The 16055-nt window shown below is 71.9% G+C and carries 19 protein-coding genes and 1 pseudogene; 11 read left to right on the top strand and 9 right to left on the bottom strand.

What is annotated here, in order from left to right:
- The first annotated feature begins 94 nt into the window (after window positions 1-94).
- Window positions 95-895, top strand: a complete 801-nt coding sequence (locus ACFU3E_RS13465; RefSeq protein ID WP_384156037.1) for a site-2 protease family protein — start codon at window positions 95-97, stop codon at window positions 893-895.
- Window positions 896-904: 9 nt separating this feature from the next.
- Here the strand turns inward: ACFU3E_RS13465 and ACFU3E_RS13460 are convergent, their stop codons facing one another.
- The 3 genes and pseudogenes from ACFU3E_RS13460 to ACFU3E_RS13450 all read right to left on the bottom strand — a co-directional run.
- Window positions 905-1144 (bottom strand): hypothetical protein, encoded by a 240-nt coding sequence (locus ACFU3E_RS13460; protein WP_384156034.1) that lies wholly within the window; start codon window positions 1142-1144, stop codon window positions 905-907.
- A gap of 13 nt (window positions 1145-1157) precedes the next feature.
- Window positions 1158-1877, bottom strand: a complete 720-nt coding sequence (npdG, locus tag ACFU3E_RS13455; RefSeq protein ID WP_384156031.1) for an NADPH-dependent F420 reductase — start codon at window positions 1875-1877, stop codon at window positions 1158-1160.
- 81 nt (window positions 1878-1958) lie between these two features.
- Window positions 1959-2092: pseudogene (locus ACFU3E_RS13450) on the bottom strand (exo-alpha-sialidase); the annotation flags it as partial.
- 142 nt (window positions 2093-2234) lie between these two features.
- Between ACFU3E_RS13450 and ACFU3E_RS13445 the strand changes: the two are divergent.
- Window positions 2235-2837 carry a hypothetical protein gene (locus tag ACFU3E_RS13445; RefSeq protein ID WP_384156028.1) on the top strand — a complete coding sequence of 201 codons (603 nt, stop codon included), beginning with the start codon at window positions 2235-2237 and terminating at the stop codon, window positions 2835-2837.
- A 78-nt stretch (window positions 2838-2915) separates the two neighbouring features.
- On the opposite strand, the gene ACFU3E_RS13440 is transcribed toward ACFU3E_RS13445, so the two are convergent.
- Window positions 2916-3149: a hypothetical protein gene (locus ACFU3E_RS13440; protein WP_384156026.1), complete on the bottom strand. Its 234-nt coding sequence runs from the start codon at window positions 3147-3149 to the stop codon at window positions 2916-2918.
- Window positions 3150-3207: 58 nt separating this feature from the next.
- Between ACFU3E_RS13440 and map the strand changes: the two genes are divergently transcribed.
- Together map and ACFU3E_RS13430 are read left to right on the top strand one after the other, a co-directional pair.
- On the top strand, window positions 3208-4065 hold the full coding sequence (gene map, locus ACFU3E_RS13435) for a type I methionyl aminopeptidase (RefSeq protein WP_384156023.1): 858 nt from the start codon (window positions 3208-3210) through the stop codon (window positions 4063-4065).
- A gap of 176 nt (window positions 4066-4241) precedes the next feature.
- Entirely contained in the window at window positions 4242-4889 is a 648-nt protein-coding gene (locus tag ACFU3E_RS13430) for a heme oxygenase (biliverdin-producing) (RefSeq protein ID WP_384156020.1), read from the top strand.
- A 72-nt stretch (window positions 4890-4961) separates the two neighbouring features.
- Here ACFU3E_RS13430 and ACFU3E_RS13425 read toward each other — a convergent pair whose 3' ends face one another.
- Together ACFU3E_RS13425 and ACFU3E_RS13420 are read right to left on the bottom strand one after the other, a co-directional pair.
- The gene (locus tag ACFU3E_RS13425; RefSeq protein ID WP_384156017.1) at window positions 4962-5171 is read right to left on the bottom strand and encodes a hypothetical protein; all 210 of its coding nucleotides are present in this window, start codon (window positions 5169-5171) and stop codon (window positions 4962-4964) included.
- Between the two features lie 99 nt (window positions 5172-5270).
- Window positions 5271-5915 carry a PhzF family phenazine biosynthesis protein gene (locus ACFU3E_RS13420; RefSeq protein WP_384156015.1) on the bottom strand — a complete coding sequence of 215 codons (645 nt, stop codon included), beginning with the start codon at window positions 5913-5915 and terminating at the stop codon, window positions 5271-5273.
- A 162-nt stretch (window positions 5916-6077) separates the two neighbouring features.
- On the opposite strand from ACFU3E_RS13420, the gene efeO reads away from it, so the two are divergent.
- From efeO to ACFU3E_RS13400, 4 genes are all read left to right on the top strand, one after another.
- Window positions 6078-7226, top strand: a complete 1149-nt coding sequence (gene efeO, locus ACFU3E_RS13415; protein WP_384156013.1) for an iron uptake system protein EfeO — start codon at window positions 6078-6080, stop codon at window positions 7224-7226.
- A gap of 12 nt (window positions 7227-7238) precedes the next feature.
- Window positions 7239-8474 carry an iron uptake transporter deferrochelatase/peroxidase subunit gene (gene efeB / locus ACFU3E_RS13410; RefSeq protein ID WP_384156010.1) on the top strand — a complete coding sequence of 412 codons (1236 nt, stop codon included), beginning with the start codon at window positions 7239-7241 and terminating at the stop codon, window positions 8472-8474.
- A gap of 4 nt (window positions 8475-8478) precedes the next feature.
- Entirely contained in the window at window positions 8479-9315 is an 837-nt protein-coding gene (gene efeU, locus ACFU3E_RS13405; RefSeq protein WP_384156007.1) for an iron uptake transporter permease EfeU, read from the top strand.
- Between the two features lie 273 nt (window positions 9316-9588).
- Window positions 9589-10581 carry a hypothetical protein gene (locus ACFU3E_RS13400; protein ID WP_384156004.1) on the top strand — a complete coding sequence of 331 codons (993 nt, stop codon included), beginning with the start codon at window positions 9589-9591 and terminating at the stop codon, window positions 10579-10581.
- Window positions 10582-10614: 33 nt separating this feature from the next.
- Here the strand turns inward: ACFU3E_RS13400 and ACFU3E_RS13395 are convergent, their stop codons facing one another.
- Complete coding sequence (locus tag ACFU3E_RS13395) at window positions 10615-11355, bottom strand: bifunctional DNA primase/polymerase (RefSeq protein ID WP_384156001.1); 741 nt, start codon at window positions 11353-11355, stop codon at window positions 10615-10617.
- Between the two features lie 208 nt (window positions 11356-11563).
- Here ACFU3E_RS13395 and ACFU3E_RS13390 point away from each other — a divergent pair, with 208 nt between their 5' ends.
- A complete protein-coding gene (locus ACFU3E_RS13390; RefSeq protein WP_384155998.1) occupies window positions 11564-12421 on the top strand; it encodes a glycerophosphodiester phosphodiesterase in 858 nt (285 codons plus the stop codon).
- On the opposite strand, the gene ACFU3E_RS13385 is transcribed toward ACFU3E_RS13390, so the two are convergent.
- Window positions 12400-13041 (bottom strand): TetR/AcrR family transcriptional regulator, encoded by a 642-nt coding sequence (locus ACFU3E_RS13385; protein ID WP_384155995.1) that lies wholly within the window; start codon window positions 13039-13041, stop codon window positions 12400-12402. The genes ACFU3E_RS13390 and ACFU3E_RS13385 overlap by 22 nt on opposite strands.
- 106 nt (window positions 13042-13147) lie before the next feature.
- Between ACFU3E_RS13385 and ACFU3E_RS13380 the strand changes: the two genes are divergently transcribed.
- Both ACFU3E_RS13380 and ACFU3E_RS13375 read left to right on the top strand, forming a co-directional pair.
- The gene (locus ACFU3E_RS13380) at window positions 13148-13357 is read left to right on the top strand and encodes a DUF6243 family protein (RefSeq protein WP_384155992.1); all 210 of its coding nucleotides are present in this window, start codon (window positions 13148-13150) and stop codon (window positions 13355-13357) included.
- 132 nt (window positions 13358-13489) lie between these two features.
- Window positions 13490-14881 carry a S28 family serine protease gene (locus tag ACFU3E_RS13375; RefSeq protein WP_384155989.1) on the top strand — a complete coding sequence of 464 codons (1392 nt, stop codon included), beginning with the start codon at window positions 13490-13492 and terminating at the stop codon, window positions 14879-14881.
- Between the two features lie 7 nt (window positions 14882-14888).
- Here ACFU3E_RS13375 and ACFU3E_RS13370 read toward each other — a convergent pair whose 3' ends face one another.
- A complete protein-coding gene (locus ACFU3E_RS13370) occupies window positions 14889-15872 on the bottom strand; it encodes a small ribosomal subunit Rsm22 family protein (RefSeq protein WP_384155986.1) in 984 nt (327 codons plus the stop codon).
- Between the last annotated feature and the right edge of the window lie 183 nt (window positions 15873-16055).

Below are 16055 nucleotides of genomic sequence, written 5' to 3'. Positions count from 1 at the left end.
CCTCCCCGGAACCGACCGCCCCGCGCGAGACGTTTTTCACCTGCGCCCGGTACCGTCGGGCCGTCCCACCCCGTGATCGAGTGCAGGGAGCCCCATGACCACCGCCACCACCCGCCACAGCGAGCGGCGGATCAGTCCCGTGTTCGTCGGGATCCTCGCCGTGACGGGGGTCACGGGATGGGCGACCTGGACCGGGTTCGCCGAGCAGCCCGGCGTCGCCGTGTTCCTGTTCGTGACGGCGGCGTGGATCGTCTCGCTGTGTCTGCACGAGTACGCGCATGCGCGTACCGCCCTGCACAGCGGTGACATCTCGGTCGGAGCGAAGGGCTATCTGACCCTGAACCCGCTGAAGTACACGCACGCGCTGCTCAGCATCGTGCTGCCGGTGATCTTCGTGATCATGGGCGGGATCGGGCTGCCCGGCGGTGCCGTGTTCATCGAGCGGGGGCGGATCCAGGGGCGCTGGAAGCACAGCCTGATCTCGGCGGCGGGCCCGCTGACGAACGTGCTGTTCGCCGTCGTCTGCACGGCCCCGTTCTGGCTGGACGCACTGGACGGCGTGCCGAGCGACTTCCGGTTCGCCCTGGCCTTCCTCGCGCTGCTCCAGGTGACGGCCGCGCTGCTGAACTCCCTGCCGGTGCCGGGCCTGGACGGCTACGGCATGATCGAGCCGTGGCTGTCGTACGGCGTCCGGCGTCAGGTGGAGCCGTTCGCGCCGTTCGGCCTGCTGTTCGTGTTCGCGCTGCTGTGGCTGCCGGCGGTGAACGGCGTGTTCTTCGACGTGGTCGACTCGATCCTGAAGTCGCTCGGCATCAGTGACTTCGAAACGTACTGCGGTCAGGAGCTGTTCCGCTTCTGGCAGGGCACGAACGAGTTCTGCTCGGCGGCTCCCTGACGGGCGCGGTCAGCCGGTGACGGACTTCTGCTGCTTGGCGCGCTTGGCGTAGTACCAGCACATGTTGGACGACAGGCCCGCCAGCAGCACCCACACGATCCCCAGGAAGCTGCCCCGCGTGAAGGAGACCACGGCGGCGGCCACGGAGAGGACGCAGACGATCAGGGCGTAGAGGGCGAGGCGGGGCATGAGATCGGCTCCTGTCGGGGGGACACTGCGGCACTGCTGCTGCCGTCCAGTGTCCCCCATGGACCTCACGGGCTCACACGTCGGTGACGCGCAGCCCCGCGTGCGCCTTGTACCGGCGGTTGACGGAGATCAGGTTCGCCACCAGCGACTCCACCTGGTGGGCGTTGCGCAGCCGTCCGGCGAAGATGCCGCGCATGCCGGGGATGCGCCCGGCGAGGGCCTGCACGATCTCGACGTCGGCGCGGACCTCGCCGAGCACCATCACGTCGGTGTCGATCTCGTCGATCTCCGGGTCCTGGAGCAGCACGGCCGACAGGTGGTGGAAGGCGGCCGTGACCCGGGAGTCCGGGAGCAGGGCGGCGGCCTGCTCGGCGGCGCTGCCCTCCTCGGGCTTGAGGGCGTAGGCGCCCTTCTTGTCGAAGCCGAGCGGGTTGACGCAGTCGACGACGAGCTTGCCGGCCAGCTCCTCGCGCAGGGACTCGAGGGTCTTGCCGTGGCCGTCCCACGGCACGGCGACGATCACGATGTCGCTGCGGCGCGCGGTCTCGGCGTTGCCGGCGCCCTCGACGCCGTGGCCGAGCTCCTCCGCGGCGGCCTGAGCGCGGTCGGCCGCCCGTGAGCCGATGATCACCTTCTGGCCGGCCTTGGCGAGCCGGTAGGCCAGGCCCTTGCCCTGCGGCCCGGTCCCGCCGAGCACCCCGACCACGAGTCCGGAGACGTCGGGCAGGTCCCAGGGGTCCTTGGCGGGCGCCTTCTGGGCGTTGGCGGTGGCAGCACTGTCGGTAGAGGTCATGGCCCGACTCTACGACCGCGTCGCCGCCCCCAGCGGGTCAGGTCGGCTCCGTCACGGGCACCCGCCGGAAGGTGAGCGTCTCAGGTCGGGGTCGCGGAGCTGGAGGACGGCGGCCTCGCGGACCGGGGCGGCGGGCCGGCCTGCGGCCGGAAGGGCTTCACCAGGGTCTGGCCGCCGTCGGCCGAGTGGGCGTCGGCGCGGGTGCCGGGCGCCGGGAAGGGGACGCTGGTCTCGGTCATCGGCGGGTTCCTCCGTTCGTTCGACGGTGGTACGGGTGACCGGTCGGCCTCCCCAGGCCGGGCGAATGCGTGGTGAACTCCACGTCACGGGTGACCGCTCGGGGCAGGATGCGCTCCCATGGATGCGGTACGGGTCGCGCTGCTGCGGGAAGTGCTAGCCGGGACGCGGTGGCTGGGCGACACGCGGCGGTTCGCCGGGGTGCTGCGCGGCTCGGTGGTGTCGCACGGAGGCGGGCTGCTGCTCGTCGGCACACCGGAGTACGAGCCGTGGCATCTCGCCGCGCACCTGGTGGACGAGGCCGCCTGGTCGGGCACGCCGGAGCTGGCCCCGACGCTGGTGCGGCACGGCGCACGCTCCTCGGATCCGGCGCATCTGGCGGTCGGTCTGGGACGTCTGGAGGCGGCCCGGCGGGGCGAGACGCTGCTGGTGGTCGCTCCGGAGGGGCCCGCCGCACCACTCCTTGAAAGGGTGTCCGACGCGCGTCGCGCCGGAGCGACGGTCCTCGCCCTCGGCCCCGGTCAGGGCGAGCTGCCGTCCATGGCGCACGAGACCCTGGCCGTGCCCGACGGCTCGGAGCTGGACCTCGACACGGTGCAGCACCTGGTCAGCGCGGCGGCCGGGGAGAACGCCCTGCCGGCCCCGCGGGGGCGGCGCCGTTTGCGGGACCGGGTGGCGCGGCTGGCGGAGCATCTGACGGCACCGCCGCCGGCCCGCTGGTGACATCCGGGCGTCCCGCTGCGGGCCGGGGTGCCCGGGCATCACGAACGCCCGGGGCCGCGACCCCGGGCGTCGGTGGGTTCAGTTCTCGTCGTCCCGGCCGCCCGCCGGGGCGTCGTGCCACTTGGGGTCGTTCTCCCACTGGAGGTTGCGCTCACGGGCGGTTGCCATCGCGTGCTCGGCCTCCGGGCGGGAGGCGTACGGCCCGAACCGGTCCTTGCCCGGGCACTCGGGACCCTCCTCGACCTTCTTGTGCTCCAGGCAGTAGTACCACTCGCCCGGCTTGCCGACCGTCCGCTTCTTGAACAGGGCCATGACCAGCTCCTCTCGCCATCGACATGTTCCCCCGTGGCCGCTGGTTAGACTCGCTGGCATGTCTGGCCAGTCGCTGCTCGTTCCAGGGGAACTGTCCCCCACCCGTTCCGTGCCCGGAAACATCCGCCGCCCCGAGTACGTCGGCAAGCCCGCGCCGACGCCGTACACCGGACCGGAGGTGCAGACGCCCGAGACGATCGCGGCGATGCGGCACGCCGGCCGGATCGCCGCACGCGCGATGGCGGAGGCCGCGAAGCTGATCGCCCCCGGGGTGACCACGGACGAGCTGGACAAGGTCGCGCACGAGTACATGTGCGACCACGGCGCCTACCCCTCGACGCTGGGCTACCGCGGCTTCCCGAAGTCGCTGTGCACGAGCGTCAACGAGGTCATCTGCCACGGCATCCCGGACTCGACAGTGCTGCGCGACGGCGACATCGTCAATCTCGACGTGACGGCGTACGTCGGCGGTGTGCACGGCGACAACAACGCCACGTACCTGGTGGGTGACGTCGACGAGCAGTCGCGGCTGCTGGTGGAGCGGACCCGGGAGGCGCTGGAGCGGGCGATCAAGGCGGTCAAGCCGGGCCGGCAGATCAACATCATCGGCCGGGTCATCGAGTCGTACGCCAAGCGCTTCGGTTACGGAGTGGTGCGGGACTTCACCGGGCACGGCATCAACTCGTCGTTCCACTCGGGCCTGGTCATCCCGCACTACGACAGCCCGCACGCGACGACGGTCATCCAGCCCGGGATGACGTTCACGATCGAGCCGATGCTGACGCTCGGGACGCACGAGTACGACCTGTGGGACGACGGCTGGACGGTCGTCACGAAGGACCGGAAGCGGACGGCCCAGTTCGAGCACACGCTGGTGGTGACGGACTCGGGCGCGGAGATTCTCACGCTGCCGTAGCACGCACCCGCGCACCCGCCGAACGGCCCGCTCTCCCCGGAGGGCGGGCCGTTTCCTCGTCCGGGGTCGCCGGTATCGGGGATCCAGGTTTTTACCGACACCTCGTCGGGAAGTTTACCGACAGCCGGTTGGCATGCATATTGACTTAGGTAAGGCTAACCATAGAAAGTGTGGCCATGGAACCCTTCTCGACGCTCCTTCGGACCGCTTCCCGCGAGCAGCACGAGGAGATCAGGGGGTCGGCCTTCATCGGCGACCTGCTGGGGCACGAACTGGGGGTCGACGCGTTCGCGCGCTACACGGAGCAGCTGTGGTTCGTGTACGGCGCACTGGAGTCCGGCGCCCGGCAGCTCGCCGCCGACCCGGTGGCCGGGCCGTTCGTCCGTCCGGAGCTGTTCCGCATGACGGCGCTGGAGCAGGACCTCGCGTATCTGCGCGGCCCCGGCTGGAGGACGACGGTCAGCGCGCTGCCGGCCACCCTGGAGTACGCGGAACGGATCGCGGAGTGCGCCCGCACCTGGCCGGCCGGCTACATAGCCCACCACTACACCCGCTACCTCGGTGATCTCTCCGGCGGTCAGATCATCCGCGACACGGCCGAGAAGACCTGGGGTTTCCCGAAGAAGGGCGACGGGGTGCGCTTCTACGTCTTCGAGGAGATCCCGAACCCGGCGGCCTTCAAGCGCACTTACGTGGAGCTGCTGGACGCGGTGCCCGGTGACGAGCTGGAGCGGCAGCGGATCGTGGCCGAGTGCAAGCGGGCGTACGGGCTGAACAACGGGATGTTCGAGGCGCTCGGCGAGGAGTTTCCCCTGACGGCGTGAACGGGCGGGACCCCCTCGCGCGTGGCGAGAGGGCCCCGGTTCCGGCTCGGGAGAGAGCCGGGCCTGTCCTGCTCAGATGTCGAACGGGCCGTTGTGGCAGACGGCCCCGCCCCACTCGATCTCGGCGGTCTCGGCCTCGAGCTCACCGAAGTACGGGCTGCACGCCACGTGGTGGTTGTAACGGTGCCCCGGACCGTCGTCGTTGGCGGAGGCCGCCGCCGCACCGGTGGCGGACAGGGCGGCAGTCAGGGCGACGACGGCCAGAGCGGATCGAATGCGCATGAGATTCCTCTCGCGGTGGTGCTTGGTCACGCCCCAGAGGTCCCCGTTCGCCGCCGCGCACACACGCTGTTCCACCCGTACGGACGCGCTCCACCCGGGTCAGCGTTCGAGGTGGACCCGGCCGCCGACCTCGGTCCATCCGTCCGGCTGGGGCGCGGTCAGGATCTGGGAGCCCGCGCCCTGGGTGATGTTGAGGGCCCGGCCCAGCCGGTCGGTGAGCAGCAGGGCCGCGGCCCCGGTCGCCTCGTCCTCGTCGATGCCGTCACCCCGGCCGGGGAAGGCCCGGGCCCGGATCCGCCCGGCGGGCTCGTCCTCCCACGCCCAGGCGTACACCCACTCCCCGGGCGGCGGCACGGCCAGGTCGTCGACCTCGGAGGCACTGCCGTACCGGCGCAGCGTCCGCGGGGGCACCCACTCCGCGCGGGCCTCGATCCAGCAGAACTCCCCGTCCTGCCGGGCCCCGACCACCCCCGCGGGCGTGACCAGCTCGGGCACGTCGAGCAGCCATGCCGCCCCCACGCAGGGATGCCCCGCGAAGGGCAGACGCAGCGTGGGCGTGTAGATGTCGATCACTCCGCGCTCGGGATCGTCGACGAACACCGTCTCGCTGAACCCGGCCTTGGCGGCGAACGCCTGCCGCTCACCCCGCTCCGGCATCACGGAACCCTCACGCACGACCCCCAGCTCGTTGCCGTACCCACCGTTCGGCCCGCAGAAGACGCGGAGCACGTCGTAGTCAGTCACGAGAGGCATTCTCGCCGGTCAGGGGCGCAGGCCGGTGACGCAGGGGGCGTGATGCGAGCTTTGACCGCCCTTTGACTCAACCATGGGGGCGATTTTGAGCCACTCAGGTCATCCTTGTGTGCCGTCTTAGGTGAGCCTCACCTTCTCTCTCCTGGAGCTCTCATGCGACCCGCCCGTCCCGCTTCCGCCCTCATCGCCGCCGCGGCGGCCCTGGCCGCCGTCACCGGCTGCACCGAGAAGAGCGACGCGCAGGACGGCGACCACGTGATCAACGTGACGGCGACCGACGACACGTGCCAGGTGTCGAAGAAGGAGTTCCCGGCCGGGCACGTCGAACTGGCCATCGAGAACAAGGGCTCCAAGGTCACCGAGGTCTACGTCCTCTTCCCCGACGACCGCGTGGTCACCGAACGGGAGAACATAGGCCCCGGCACCAGGCAGCGGGTCACCGCCGAGGTGAAGGCAGGCGACTACCAGATCGCCTGCAAGCCCGGCATGAAGGGCGACGGCATCCGCCAGGCCGTCAAGGCCACCGGCGGCAAGGCCGTCCGGCGCGACCCGCGCCTGGACAAGGCCGTCGCCGCCTACCGCGCCTACGTCCAGCAGCAGGCGGACGAGACGCTGCCGAAGGCCGAAGCGTTCGCCCAGGCCGTCAAGGACGGCGACCTCCAAGCCGCGAAGAAGGCCTACGCCCCCTCCCGCATCGGCTGGGAGCGCACCGAGCCGGTCGCCGAGTCCTTCGGCGACATCGACCCCAAGGTCGACGTCCGCGAGGACGGCCTGGAGGACGGCCAGGACCCGGCCACCGACTGGACGGGCTGGCACCGCCTGGAGAAGGCCCTCTGGCAGGACAAGAAGATCGGCACCCGCGAGAAGGACCTCGCCAACCTGCTGATCAAGGACCTGAAGGACTGGCAGGCCCGGGTCGGCAAGGCCGAGATCACCCCCACCTCCATGGCCAACGGCGCCAAGGAACTCCTCGACGAGGTCGCCACCGGCAAGGTCACCGGCGAGGAGGAGCGCTACTCCCACACCGACCTGGTCGACTTCAAGGCCAACGTCGAGGGCGCGAAGAAGTCGTACGACCTGCTGAAGCCGGTCGCGAAGGAGAACGACACGGCCCTCGTCACCGAACTCGACCGGCAGTTCGCGGCCTTGGACCAGTTGCTGGACACGTACCGCCCGAACAGCACGTCGTACGACTTCACCTCCTACGGCAAGGTCGGCAAGGCCGGCCGCAAGGAGCTCTCGGACGCGGTCAACGCCCTGGCGGAGCCGCTGTCGAAGCTCGCCGCGGCCGTGGTGAAGTAGGCGGGGGCCACGATGACGGACACCGACTCAGCTGCCCCGAGCCGCCGTTCCCTGCTCGGCTGGGGTGGGGCGGGCCTGGCGCTCGGCGCGGCCGCGGCGGGCGGAGCGGTGGCGATGGCCCGCACCGAGGACGCCACCGAACCGGCCGGCTCGGCGATCGCCTTCCACGGCCCGCACCAGGCAGGCATCGCCACGCCGGTGCAGGACCGCCTGCACTTCGCCGCGTTCGACGTGACGACCGAGGACCGGGACGCCTTCGTCCGGTTGCTGAAGGACTGGACCGAGGCAGCCCGGCGCATGACGGCCGGGCACGCCGTCGGCGAGGGCGCCTACGGCGGCCTGGCCGAGGCGCCCCCGGACGACACGGGCGAGGCGCTGGGCCTGAAGCCCTCCCGCCTGACCCTCACGATCGGCTTCGGCCCGTCCCTGTTCGGGAAGTTCGGCCTGACGGACCGCCGCCCGGAGGCCCTGGTCGACCTGCCGACGTTCGCGGGCGACAACCTGGACAAGAACCGCAGCGGCGGCGACCTGTGCATCCAGGCCTGCGCCGACGACCCCCAGGTCGCGGTCCACGCCGTACGCAACCTGGCCCGCATCGGCTTCGGCAAGGTCGTGATCCGCTGGTCGCAGCTCGGCTTCGGCAAGACGTCGTCGACGACGCCCGAGGCGCAGACCCCGCGCAACCTGATGGGCTTCAAGGACGGCACCCGCAACATCGCGGGCACGGAGACGGACCGCCTGAAGAAGTTCGTCTGGGTGGACGAGAAGGACGACCCGGCCTGGATGCGGGGCGGCTCCTACCTCGTCGCCCGCCGCATCCGCATGCACATCGAGACCTGGGACCGCACCTCGCTGCAGGAGCAGGAGGACATCTTCGGCCGCGACAAGAGCGAGGGCGCCCCGGTCGGCAAGGCCAAGGAGCGCGACGAGCCGTTCCTGAAGGCGATGAAGCCCGACGCACACGTCCGGCTCGCACACCCCGACACCAACCACGGGGCGACGATCCTGCGCCGCGGCTACTCCTTCACCGACGGCACGGACGGCCTCGGCCGCCTGGACGCGGGCCTGTTCTTCCTGGCCTACCAGCGCGACGTCCGCAGGGGCTTCATCCCCATCCAGCGCAGCCTGGCCACGGACGCGCTCAACGAGTACATCCAGCACGTGGGTTCGGCGCTCTTCGCCGTCCCGCCGGGCGTCCGCGACCAGGACGACTGGTGGGGCCGGACGCTGTTCTCGAAGGAGGCCTGAGCCCGTGTTCTCCAACTACCTGATCGGACTGCGCGAGGGCCTGGAGGCGAGCCTCGTCGTCTGCATCCTCATCGCCTACGTGGTCAAGACGGACCGCAGGGACGCCCTCAAGCCGATCTGGGCCGGCATCGGCGTGGCGGTGACCCTCGCGTTCGGCTTCGGCTGCGCCCTCGAATTCGGCTCCCAGGAACTCACGTTCCAGGCACAGGAGGCACTCGGCGGCTCGCTGTCGATCCTCGCGGTCGGCCTGGTGACGTGGATGGTGTTCTGGATGCGCCGCACGGCCCGCCACCTCACGTCGGAGCTGCACGGCAGACTGGACGCGGCGCTGGCGATGGGCACGGGCGCGCTGGTCGCGACCGCGTTCCTCGCGGTGGGCCGGGAGGGTCTGGAAACGGCCCTGTTCGTCTGGGCGTCGGTCCACGCGGCGAGCGACGGCACGCCACGACCGCTGCTGGGCGTCGCGCTGGGCCTTCTGACGGCGATCCTCCTGGGCTGGCTGTTCTACCGGGGTGCGCTGCGCATCAACCTGGCGAAGTTCTTCACCTGGACCGGCGGCATGCTGGTGGTCGTCGCGGCCGGCGTCCTGGCCTACGGCTTCCACGACCTCCAGGAGGCCGACTTCCTGCCCGGCCTCACCGACAAGGCCTTCGACATCACCGGCACGATCCCCCCGGACAGCTGGTACGGCACGCTCCTGAAGGGCATCCTCAACTTCCAGCCCGACCCCACGACCCTGCAAGTGGCGGTATGGCTCATGTACTTGATTCCGACCCTGGCTCTGTTCCTCACGCCTGGCCGCATCCCCACCACGGCAACACCGGCGCGCGACAAGGCGTGACGACGCACGGCTGCTGGCGCCGATTCGCCGGCTGAGCGGACCCGCATCCGCGTACGGCGAGAAGGGGCCGTGCCGGGGGGTGCCCGCCCGCAACGGTCGGCGCGCCAGCGCCAGTCAGTCGGTATGACACCCCATCGCGCCGTTCCGAGGACGGACACCCCCCGGCGCGGCCCCGGCGCCAGGCGAAGCACGCGCACACCCACCCACCCCCGCCCGACCGCCGAAGGCACCCGGTAGGGTTCGCCTCCGGAAAGGGGAAGGTGAAGGTACCCGATGAGCAGGGATCGCGACCCTCGAACGCTCCGCAGGCCCGCCCGGAGCGCCCTCATAGCAACCTCGGCGACCGCTTTGTCGCTGACGGCCAGTGGATGCGTCGTCGTGCACGGCGAACGGGAGATCCTCCCGTCCACGACCCGCGCCGAAGCCGCCGAGGCCCTCCAGGAGTTCACCACCGCGTACAACGAGGCCGACAAGGCCTACGACGGCACCCTGGACGCCGACCGCACCACCGGCGCCCTCGCCGACATCGACGCGGCCCGCCTGAAGGCCGGGAAGGCGAACAACCCGGACGGCAACCCGAGCCACACCCCGCTGAAACTGACGGACGCGAAGTTCACGATCCCGAAGAAGGCCGGCTGGCCCCGCTGGTTCCTCGTCGACGCGGCCGGCAACAAGGGCGGCACCGCCCGCTGGCTGCTGGTGTTCACCCGCAGCAGCCTGGACGACCCGTTCCAGGTGGCGTACCTGACGCTCGTCGCCCCGGGCAAGGTCCCGCAGTTCAAGAAGGACGCAGACGGCTGGGCCGAGTCCGTCCCCGTGAACTCCACCGATCTGGCCACCGACCCCGCCGACCTGAGCCGGACGTACACGACGTACCTGAAGGACGGCGGAGAGACCTTCGCGGACGGCGCCCACACCAGCCAGTGGCGTGCCCTGCGCCAGAAGAACTCCAAGAAGCCTGGCATGGTCACCCAGTACATCGACGAGCCGCTGACGAACGGCGACTACGCACCGCTGGCGCTGCGCACGGCGGACGGCGGGGCGCTGGTGTTCTTCACCACACGCCACCACGAGAAGCAGACCGCCTACGCCGGCACGTCCGTCCCCACCCCCAACAAGGACGTCCTCGCCCTGACGAAGGGGGAGATCAAGCAGTCCCTCACGATGGAGTTCGTCTCCAACGAGGTGGCGCTGGACCCCAAGGGGCAGGGCAAGGTGACGATCCTGGGCAGGATCCAGGGCCTGACCTCGGCGGAGGGCTCGTAGCCCCGGCCCTCGCGGCAGGGTCGCCGACGGGCCTCAGTGCCGCAGCGGCCAGCCCGCCCCGGCGGCGTGGTCGGCGTCGCCCTCACCGGCATAGCGCCCGCAGACCTCCGTGAGCACCTCCAGCAGGCTCAGTGGATCCGGCAGCGCGTGCTCCGGCCCGCGCACCCACCGCACCGCCTGGTCCTCACCGGGCAGCCGCGCCGGCGGTACGAGGACGTAGGAGCCGCGGCAGTGCCAGCGCAGCCCGGGGTGCTCGTCCGCCGTCTCGGGGTGGCAGTCCAGTTCGCACGGCCACCACTCGTCCTCGTCCTCGGGCGTACCGCGGGTGAGCGTGAAGAAGAGGAGGCGGCCGTCGTCGCTCTCGGCGACCGGCCCGACCTCGACACCGGCGGCGAGCAGCCGCTCCAACGCGTCACGACCGGCGTCGAGGGGCACGTCGAGGACGTCGTGCACCATGCCGGTCGCGGTGATGAAGTTGGCCTGCGGCTGGTGGCGGACCCAGCGCTCGATCTGGTCCTGGTCGGTGGTCGACTGCGTCTGCCAGGCGAAGGACACCGGGTGCCGTGCCGGGGTGGGACATCCGACCCGGTCGCAGGAGCAGCGGTACCCGGACGGGTGGGCCGCGGGCGCGAGGGGCAGTCCCGCGTCGGCGGCGGCGAGCAGCAGGGCCTCACGGCCGCCGTCGCCGGCGGTCTCCTTCGGCCGGCGCCCCGCGCGCAGCCACTGGGTGAGTTTGCCCTGCAGGCCGGTCCGGCCGCCGAACTCCGCGCTCATCTATCCCCTCGCCTCGCCGTCGTGCGGAACAGCATGCCTCATGGTCCCATCTTCCCGCGCACCGGGGGGCCAGTGCCCACATCCGGGACAGGAGGGACGCAACGTACACCGGGCGTCCGATGGGAGGAGAAACGGCGAGCCCCGCTCTCCACCATGATCGGGTGTCATTGCCCGCTTTGCCATGACATGGCGCCCTACCGTGGTCGCCATGGTCACATGGATCGCGCTGACGGGTCTGGCCTCCGTGGCTTCCATGGTCTCGCTGACCCTCACGGGCCCCGGTGGCCGCGCGCCGGCACCGCTGGAGTGGGGTGCGGGTCCGCTGACCGTGGCGGCCCTGCCCCGGATCACGTACGTCGCGCACCGCGGCGGCGCACGCGAGGTCCCCGAGAACAGCATGGCGGGACTGACGACCGCCTTCGAGCGCGGGACGGCGCAGGTGCTGGACTTCGACACACGGCTGCTGCGCGACGGCACGCCGGTGGTGTTCCACGACGAGACCCTGAACCGCACCACCTACCTGGGCGGCGCGGTGCGGGGCCTGGACGCCCGGGAGTGGCGGGGCGTACGGCTGCGCCCGAAGGACCGGCTCCCGGGGAGCTGGCGGTCGGAGCGGCCGCCGACGGTCGCCGAGGTGCTGGATCGTTTCGGCGGGCGGATCGTGCTGATGCTGGAGGCGAAGGACCCGCGGAGCGTGGACCGGCTGGCCGCACTGATCCGGGCCCGCGGTCTGACCCGCTCGGTGTTCGTGAACTCCAACGACCCCGAGGTGGCCCGTCGCGTCCACCGCCTGGGGCTGCTCGCGCAGTTGTGGCGCTCGGCGCAGCAGCTGCGCACGGACCGTCCGGAGCGCTGGCGGTCGTACGTGGATCTGCTGGACGTGGACCACCGGGCGCGGGACGCGGATCTGGTGCGGGCTGTGAAGTCGGGGATCGCACGGGTGTGGGCGCACACCGTGGTGACGGACGCGCAGCGGGACCGGGTGCTGGCGCTCGGCTGCTCCGGCGTGATCACGGATGCTCCGGGGCGCCTGGTCCGGGCCGCTCAGCGCGGGGCCAGGCCGTGAAGGGCGTAGTCCACGAGGGTGTCGGTGTACTCGTAGGTGATCGGGCCCGTGTGCTGGAGCCAGCGCTGGGCGAGCGGGGAGATGAAGAGCTCCAGGGCGATGCGCGGGTCGATCCCGGGCCGGACCTGGCCGGCCTCCTGCGCGGCGCGCAGCCGGTCGACGTAGAGGTCGATTGAGGGCTGCATCAGCTTGGCCACGAGCTCGCGCCCGAGCTGCTCGTCGACGACGCCCTCGGCGGCCAGCGCGCGCGAGGGCGCCTCGAACCTCGGGTCCCGCATCTGGTCGACGGTGACGCGCAGCACGCCCTTCACGTCGGCGGCGAGGTCGCCCGTGTCCGGGAAGGCGTACGGCACCGGTCCGGCCTCCCGCACGGACTGCTCGGCCAGGTCGAGGAAGGCCTCCATCAGGACGTCGGCCTTCGACGACCACCACCGGTAGATCGTCTGCTTGCCGACACCGGCGCGGGCGGCGATGCCCTCGATGGTGGTCTTCGGGTAGCCGGCCTCGACGACGAGCGCGAGGGCGGCGTCGTAGATGGCGCGGCGGGACTTCTCGCTGCGCCGGGTGGAGTCGGGGGCGGGCTTGCCGGGAGCGGGCTGGGTGGACTTCTGGACGGCCATGGGTCGAATTTATCAGGTTGACAAGACGGAGCGTCTCGCGGACAGTGGAGCGGTAAACGCGAGACGATACGTCTCGTCGCGATCTGAACGATGAAAGGAGCCCGGGATGACCCGAGGCGGAGCCGGAAACATGCTGGGTGTGGGCGGATCCCGCAAGAACCTCGGCCGCGGGGCGCTGCGCGGCGCCGGCCGGGGCGACCGGATCGGCGGCGGCGCCGACCCACAGGCGCAGAAGCGCGAACTGCTGCGCAAGCTCCAGGAGAAGCGACAGCAGCAGGAAGTACGGGAGGAGGGCACGGCCGGCGAGGTGTCGTGAGCCTCCCCCGCGCGAGGGAGAGCGGACCCCCGCGCGCGGGATCCTCCCGGGCGGCCCGGCGGATGTACTGAGGCGGTCGCGGCCCGCGACCGGCGGACACCCGCCCCACGGACCCCCGGGAGGACTCGGCTCATGACCGCATGGACCAGACGACGGCTGCTCGGCTCGGCGGCCACGGCCTTCCCCGCGGCGGGCCTGGCCACCACGACGGCCCCACCCGCACGGGCGGCGGCAGCACCGGCCCGCCCCGGGGACGCCGACGTGGCCGACGCCTTACGGGCTCTGCCCGGACTGCGCCTGATCGAGGAGCGGCAGGACGCCGAACCGGGCTACCGGCACTTCGTCCTGGGCCTGCGCCAGCCGGTCGACCACTCGAACCCCGCCGCCGGCACCTTCGAGCAGCGCCTCACCCTGCTCCACACCGCCGCCGACCACCCCACCGTGCTGTTCAGCACGGGCTACCACGCGGTTCTCACGCCACGCCGGACCGAACCGGCGGTCTTGCTCGGCGCCAACCAACTCCAGGTAGAACACCGCTACTTCGGGACCTCGCGCCCCGCAGACCCCGGCTACGCCCACCTCACCGTCCGCCAGGCCGCCGACGACCACCACCGCGTCGTCCGGCTCTTCCGCCGGCTCTACCCCGGCGCGTGGATCTCCACCGGCGGCAGCAAGGGCGGGATGGCGAGCGTCTACCACCGCCGCTTCCATCCCCACGACGTGACCGGCACGGTGGTCTACTCGGCCCCGAACAACGTCGACGACCGCGACGACTCCGCGTACCTGCGCTTCCTGAAGACGGTCGGCACCCCCGCCGGCCGGGAGGCCCTCGAGGCGGCCCAGCGGGCGATCCTGCTGCGCCGGGCCGGCATGGTCGCCCGCTACGAGGCCTGGGCTGCCGCCACCGGCGACACCTTCCGGCTCGTCGGCAGCGCCGACAAGGCTCTCGAAATCGCCGTCCTGCGCGTGCCGTTCATGTTCTGGCAGCGCGGCACACCGGACGACGTCGCCGCGATCCCCGGTCCCGGGGCGACGGCCGACGAGCTGTACACCTGGCTGGACGACACCGCGGGCCTGGCGCTGTACGCCGACACGACCGCCCGGAACTACATCCCGTACTGGTACCAGATCGGCACCCAGCTCGGGTACGGCAGCCTCCCCACCGCGCACCTGACGGATCTGCTCCGCCACCCGCGCGCCGCCGAGGCGCGCAGTTTCGTCCCCCGGGACGTCCCCCTGCGCTTCGACCGGGACGCCATGCCCGACATCGACCGCTGGGTCCGCCGCCGCGGCAGCAGGCTGCTGTTCGTCTACGGCACCCAGGACCCCGCCGTGGCCGAGCACTTCCGCCCCGGGGGGCCGGACTCACGGGTGCTGTGGGTGCCGGGCGGGAATCACGGTGCCGACCTGGCGGACCTGTCCCCCGCCGACCGGAAGTCGGCGGAGGACGCGCTGGTCCGCTGGGCGGGTCAGGAAACGTCATGCTCACGCCCGAAGGCGCGAGTTGATCTTATGCGTACCTGACAGAAGCTCAGGAGGGCGGCCAGGCGTCTCCCCAGTCGGCGTCCCGCGCGGCCTTGTACAGGTCGCCGTGGCGCTTGGTGACGGTGGCACGGCGCAGGGACGGTTCGCTCTCGCACAGGTCGAGGAGGACCTGGCCCTTGCGGATCTGAGGGCGCCGGACGACCCGGGAGGGAGCCGGTTCGACGGGGAAGCGGGCGGCGGCGACGTAGGCGAACTTCTCGTCCTCGTAGGCGAGGGAGCCGCCCTTGACCTGGCGGTGCAGGGAGGAGCGGCTGACCCGGGCGGAGAAGTGGCACCAGTCCGTGCCGGGGGCGATGGGGCAGGCGGCGCTGTGCGGGCAGGGAGCGGCGATGCGGAAGCCGGCGGTGATCAGCCGGTCGCGGGCCTCGATGAGGCGGGTGTAGCCGTCGGGGGTGCCGGGCTCGACGATCACGACGGCCTGAGCGGCGGCCGCGGCGGCGTCCACGAGGGCGGTGCGGTCCGCGGCGGTCAGCTCGTTGAGGACGTAGGAGACGGTGACGAGGTCCGTGCTGTCGAGGGTGAGCGCCGCTCCGATCCGGGAGCGCTGCCAGCGTACGTCCCTCAGCTCCGGGTTGGCCGCGGCGATCTCGCGCCCCAGGGCGAGCGCGGGCTCGGACCAGTCGAGCACGGTGACGGGCCGCTCCCCGCCCCAGACCGCGCCCACGGCCCAGGCCGCCGCGCCCGTGCCCCCGCCGAGATCGGTGTGCCCGCCGGGCACCCACTCGGGCGCGGCGTCCGCGAAGGCCTCCAGCGCGGAGCGCACGGCCTCGAAGGTCGCGGGCATCCGGTAGGCGGCGTAGGCGGCGACGTCGGCCCGGTCCCGGAGGATGGGGGCGTCGGTCGGGGTGTCCCCCCGGTAGCTGGCGATCAGCCGCTCGACCGCCTGCGAGGCCTGCCGGGGCGGCAGCCCGTCGAGCAGACCGGCGAGGGCGGCGCGGAGGTTTTCGGCCGGGGGTGCGGGGGCGTTCACCCGGCGATTCTACGAGGCGGGCCGGGGCGGGCGTCGCGCTCGCCCGGGGAGAGATCCCGGCCCGGGCTCCCCGACCGCCGGCCGACCGCGCCGACGCCTCCCCTCCCCCTCCGCGGCCCGGGACGGCAGGGCCCCGGGCCGCCCACGCCGACCACCGCGAGAGGAGGCGAACGCCCGAACCCG

Origin of the sequence: Streptomyces sp. NPDC057424, from assembly GCF_042803315.1 — a bacterium.
In the GTDB taxonomy this organism is placed as follows: Bacteria; Actinomycetota; Actinomycetes; order Streptomycetales; family Streptomycetaceae; genus Streptomyces.
The sequence above is the reverse complement of the archived record's forward strand: the minus strand, read 5'-3'. Positions and strand labels throughout refer to the sequence as shown.

Coding starts and splice junctions, on each gene's coding strand:
- ACFU3E_RS13465 (WP_384156037.1), top strand. CDS start 95: ATGACCACCGCCACCACCCGCCACAGCGAGCGGCGGATCAGTCCCGTG.
- ACFU3E_RS13460 (WP_384156034.1), bottom strand. CDS start 1,144: ATGGGGGACACTGGACGGCAGCAGCAGTGCCGCAGTGTCCCCCCGACA.
- npdG (WP_384156031.1), bottom strand. CDS start 1,877: ATGACCTCTACCGACAGTGCTGCCACCGCCAACGCCCAGAAGGCGCCC.
- ACFU3E_RS13445 (WP_384156028.1), top strand. CDS start 2,235: ATGGATGCGGTACGGGTCGCGCTGCTGCGGGAAGTGCTAGCCGGGACG.
- ACFU3E_RS13440 (WP_384156026.1), bottom strand. CDS start 3,149: ATGGCCCTGTTCAAGAAGCGGACGGTCGGCAAGCCGGGCGAGTGGTAC.
- map (WP_384156023.1), top strand. CDS start 3,208: ATGTCTGGCCAGTCGCTGCTCGTTCCAGGGGAACTGTCCCCCACCCGT.
- ACFU3E_RS13430 (WP_384156020.1), top strand. CDS start 4,242: ATGGAACCCTTCTCGACGCTCCTTCGGACCGCTTCCCGCGAGCAGCAC.
- ACFU3E_RS13425 (WP_384156017.1), bottom strand. CDS start 5,171: ATGCGCATTCGATCCGCTCTGGCCGTCGTCGCCCTGACTGCCGCCCTG.
- efeO (WP_384156013.1), top strand. CDS start 6,078: ATGCGACCCGCCCGTCCCGCTTCCGCCCTCATCGCCGCCGCGGCGGCC.
- efeB (WP_384156010.1), top strand. CDS start 7,239: ATGACGGACACCGACTCAGCTGCCCCGAGCCGCCGTTCCCTGCTCGGC.
- ACFU3E_RS13400 (WP_384156004.1), top strand. CDS start 9,589: ATGAGCAGGGATCGCGACCCTCGAACGCTCCGCAGGCCCGCCCGGAGC.
- ACFU3E_RS13395 (WP_384156001.1), bottom strand. CDS start 11,355: ATGAGCGCGGAGTTCGGCGGCCGGACCGGCCTGCAGGGCAAACTCACC.
- ACFU3E_RS13390 (WP_384155998.1), top strand. CDS start 11,564: ATGGTCACATGGATCGCGCTGACGGGTCTGGCCTCCGTGGCTTCCATG.
- ACFU3E_RS13385 (WP_384155995.1), bottom strand. CDS start 13,041: ATGGCCGTCCAGAAGTCCACCCAGCCCGCTCCCGGCAAGCCCGCCCCC.
- ACFU3E_RS13380 (WP_384155992.1), top strand. CDS start 13,148: ATGACCCGAGGCGGAGCCGGAAACATGCTGGGTGTGGGCGGATCCCGC.
- ACFU3E_RS13375 (WP_384155989.1), top strand. CDS start 13,490: ATGACCGCATGGACCAGACGACGGCTGCTCGGCTCGGCGGCCACGGCC.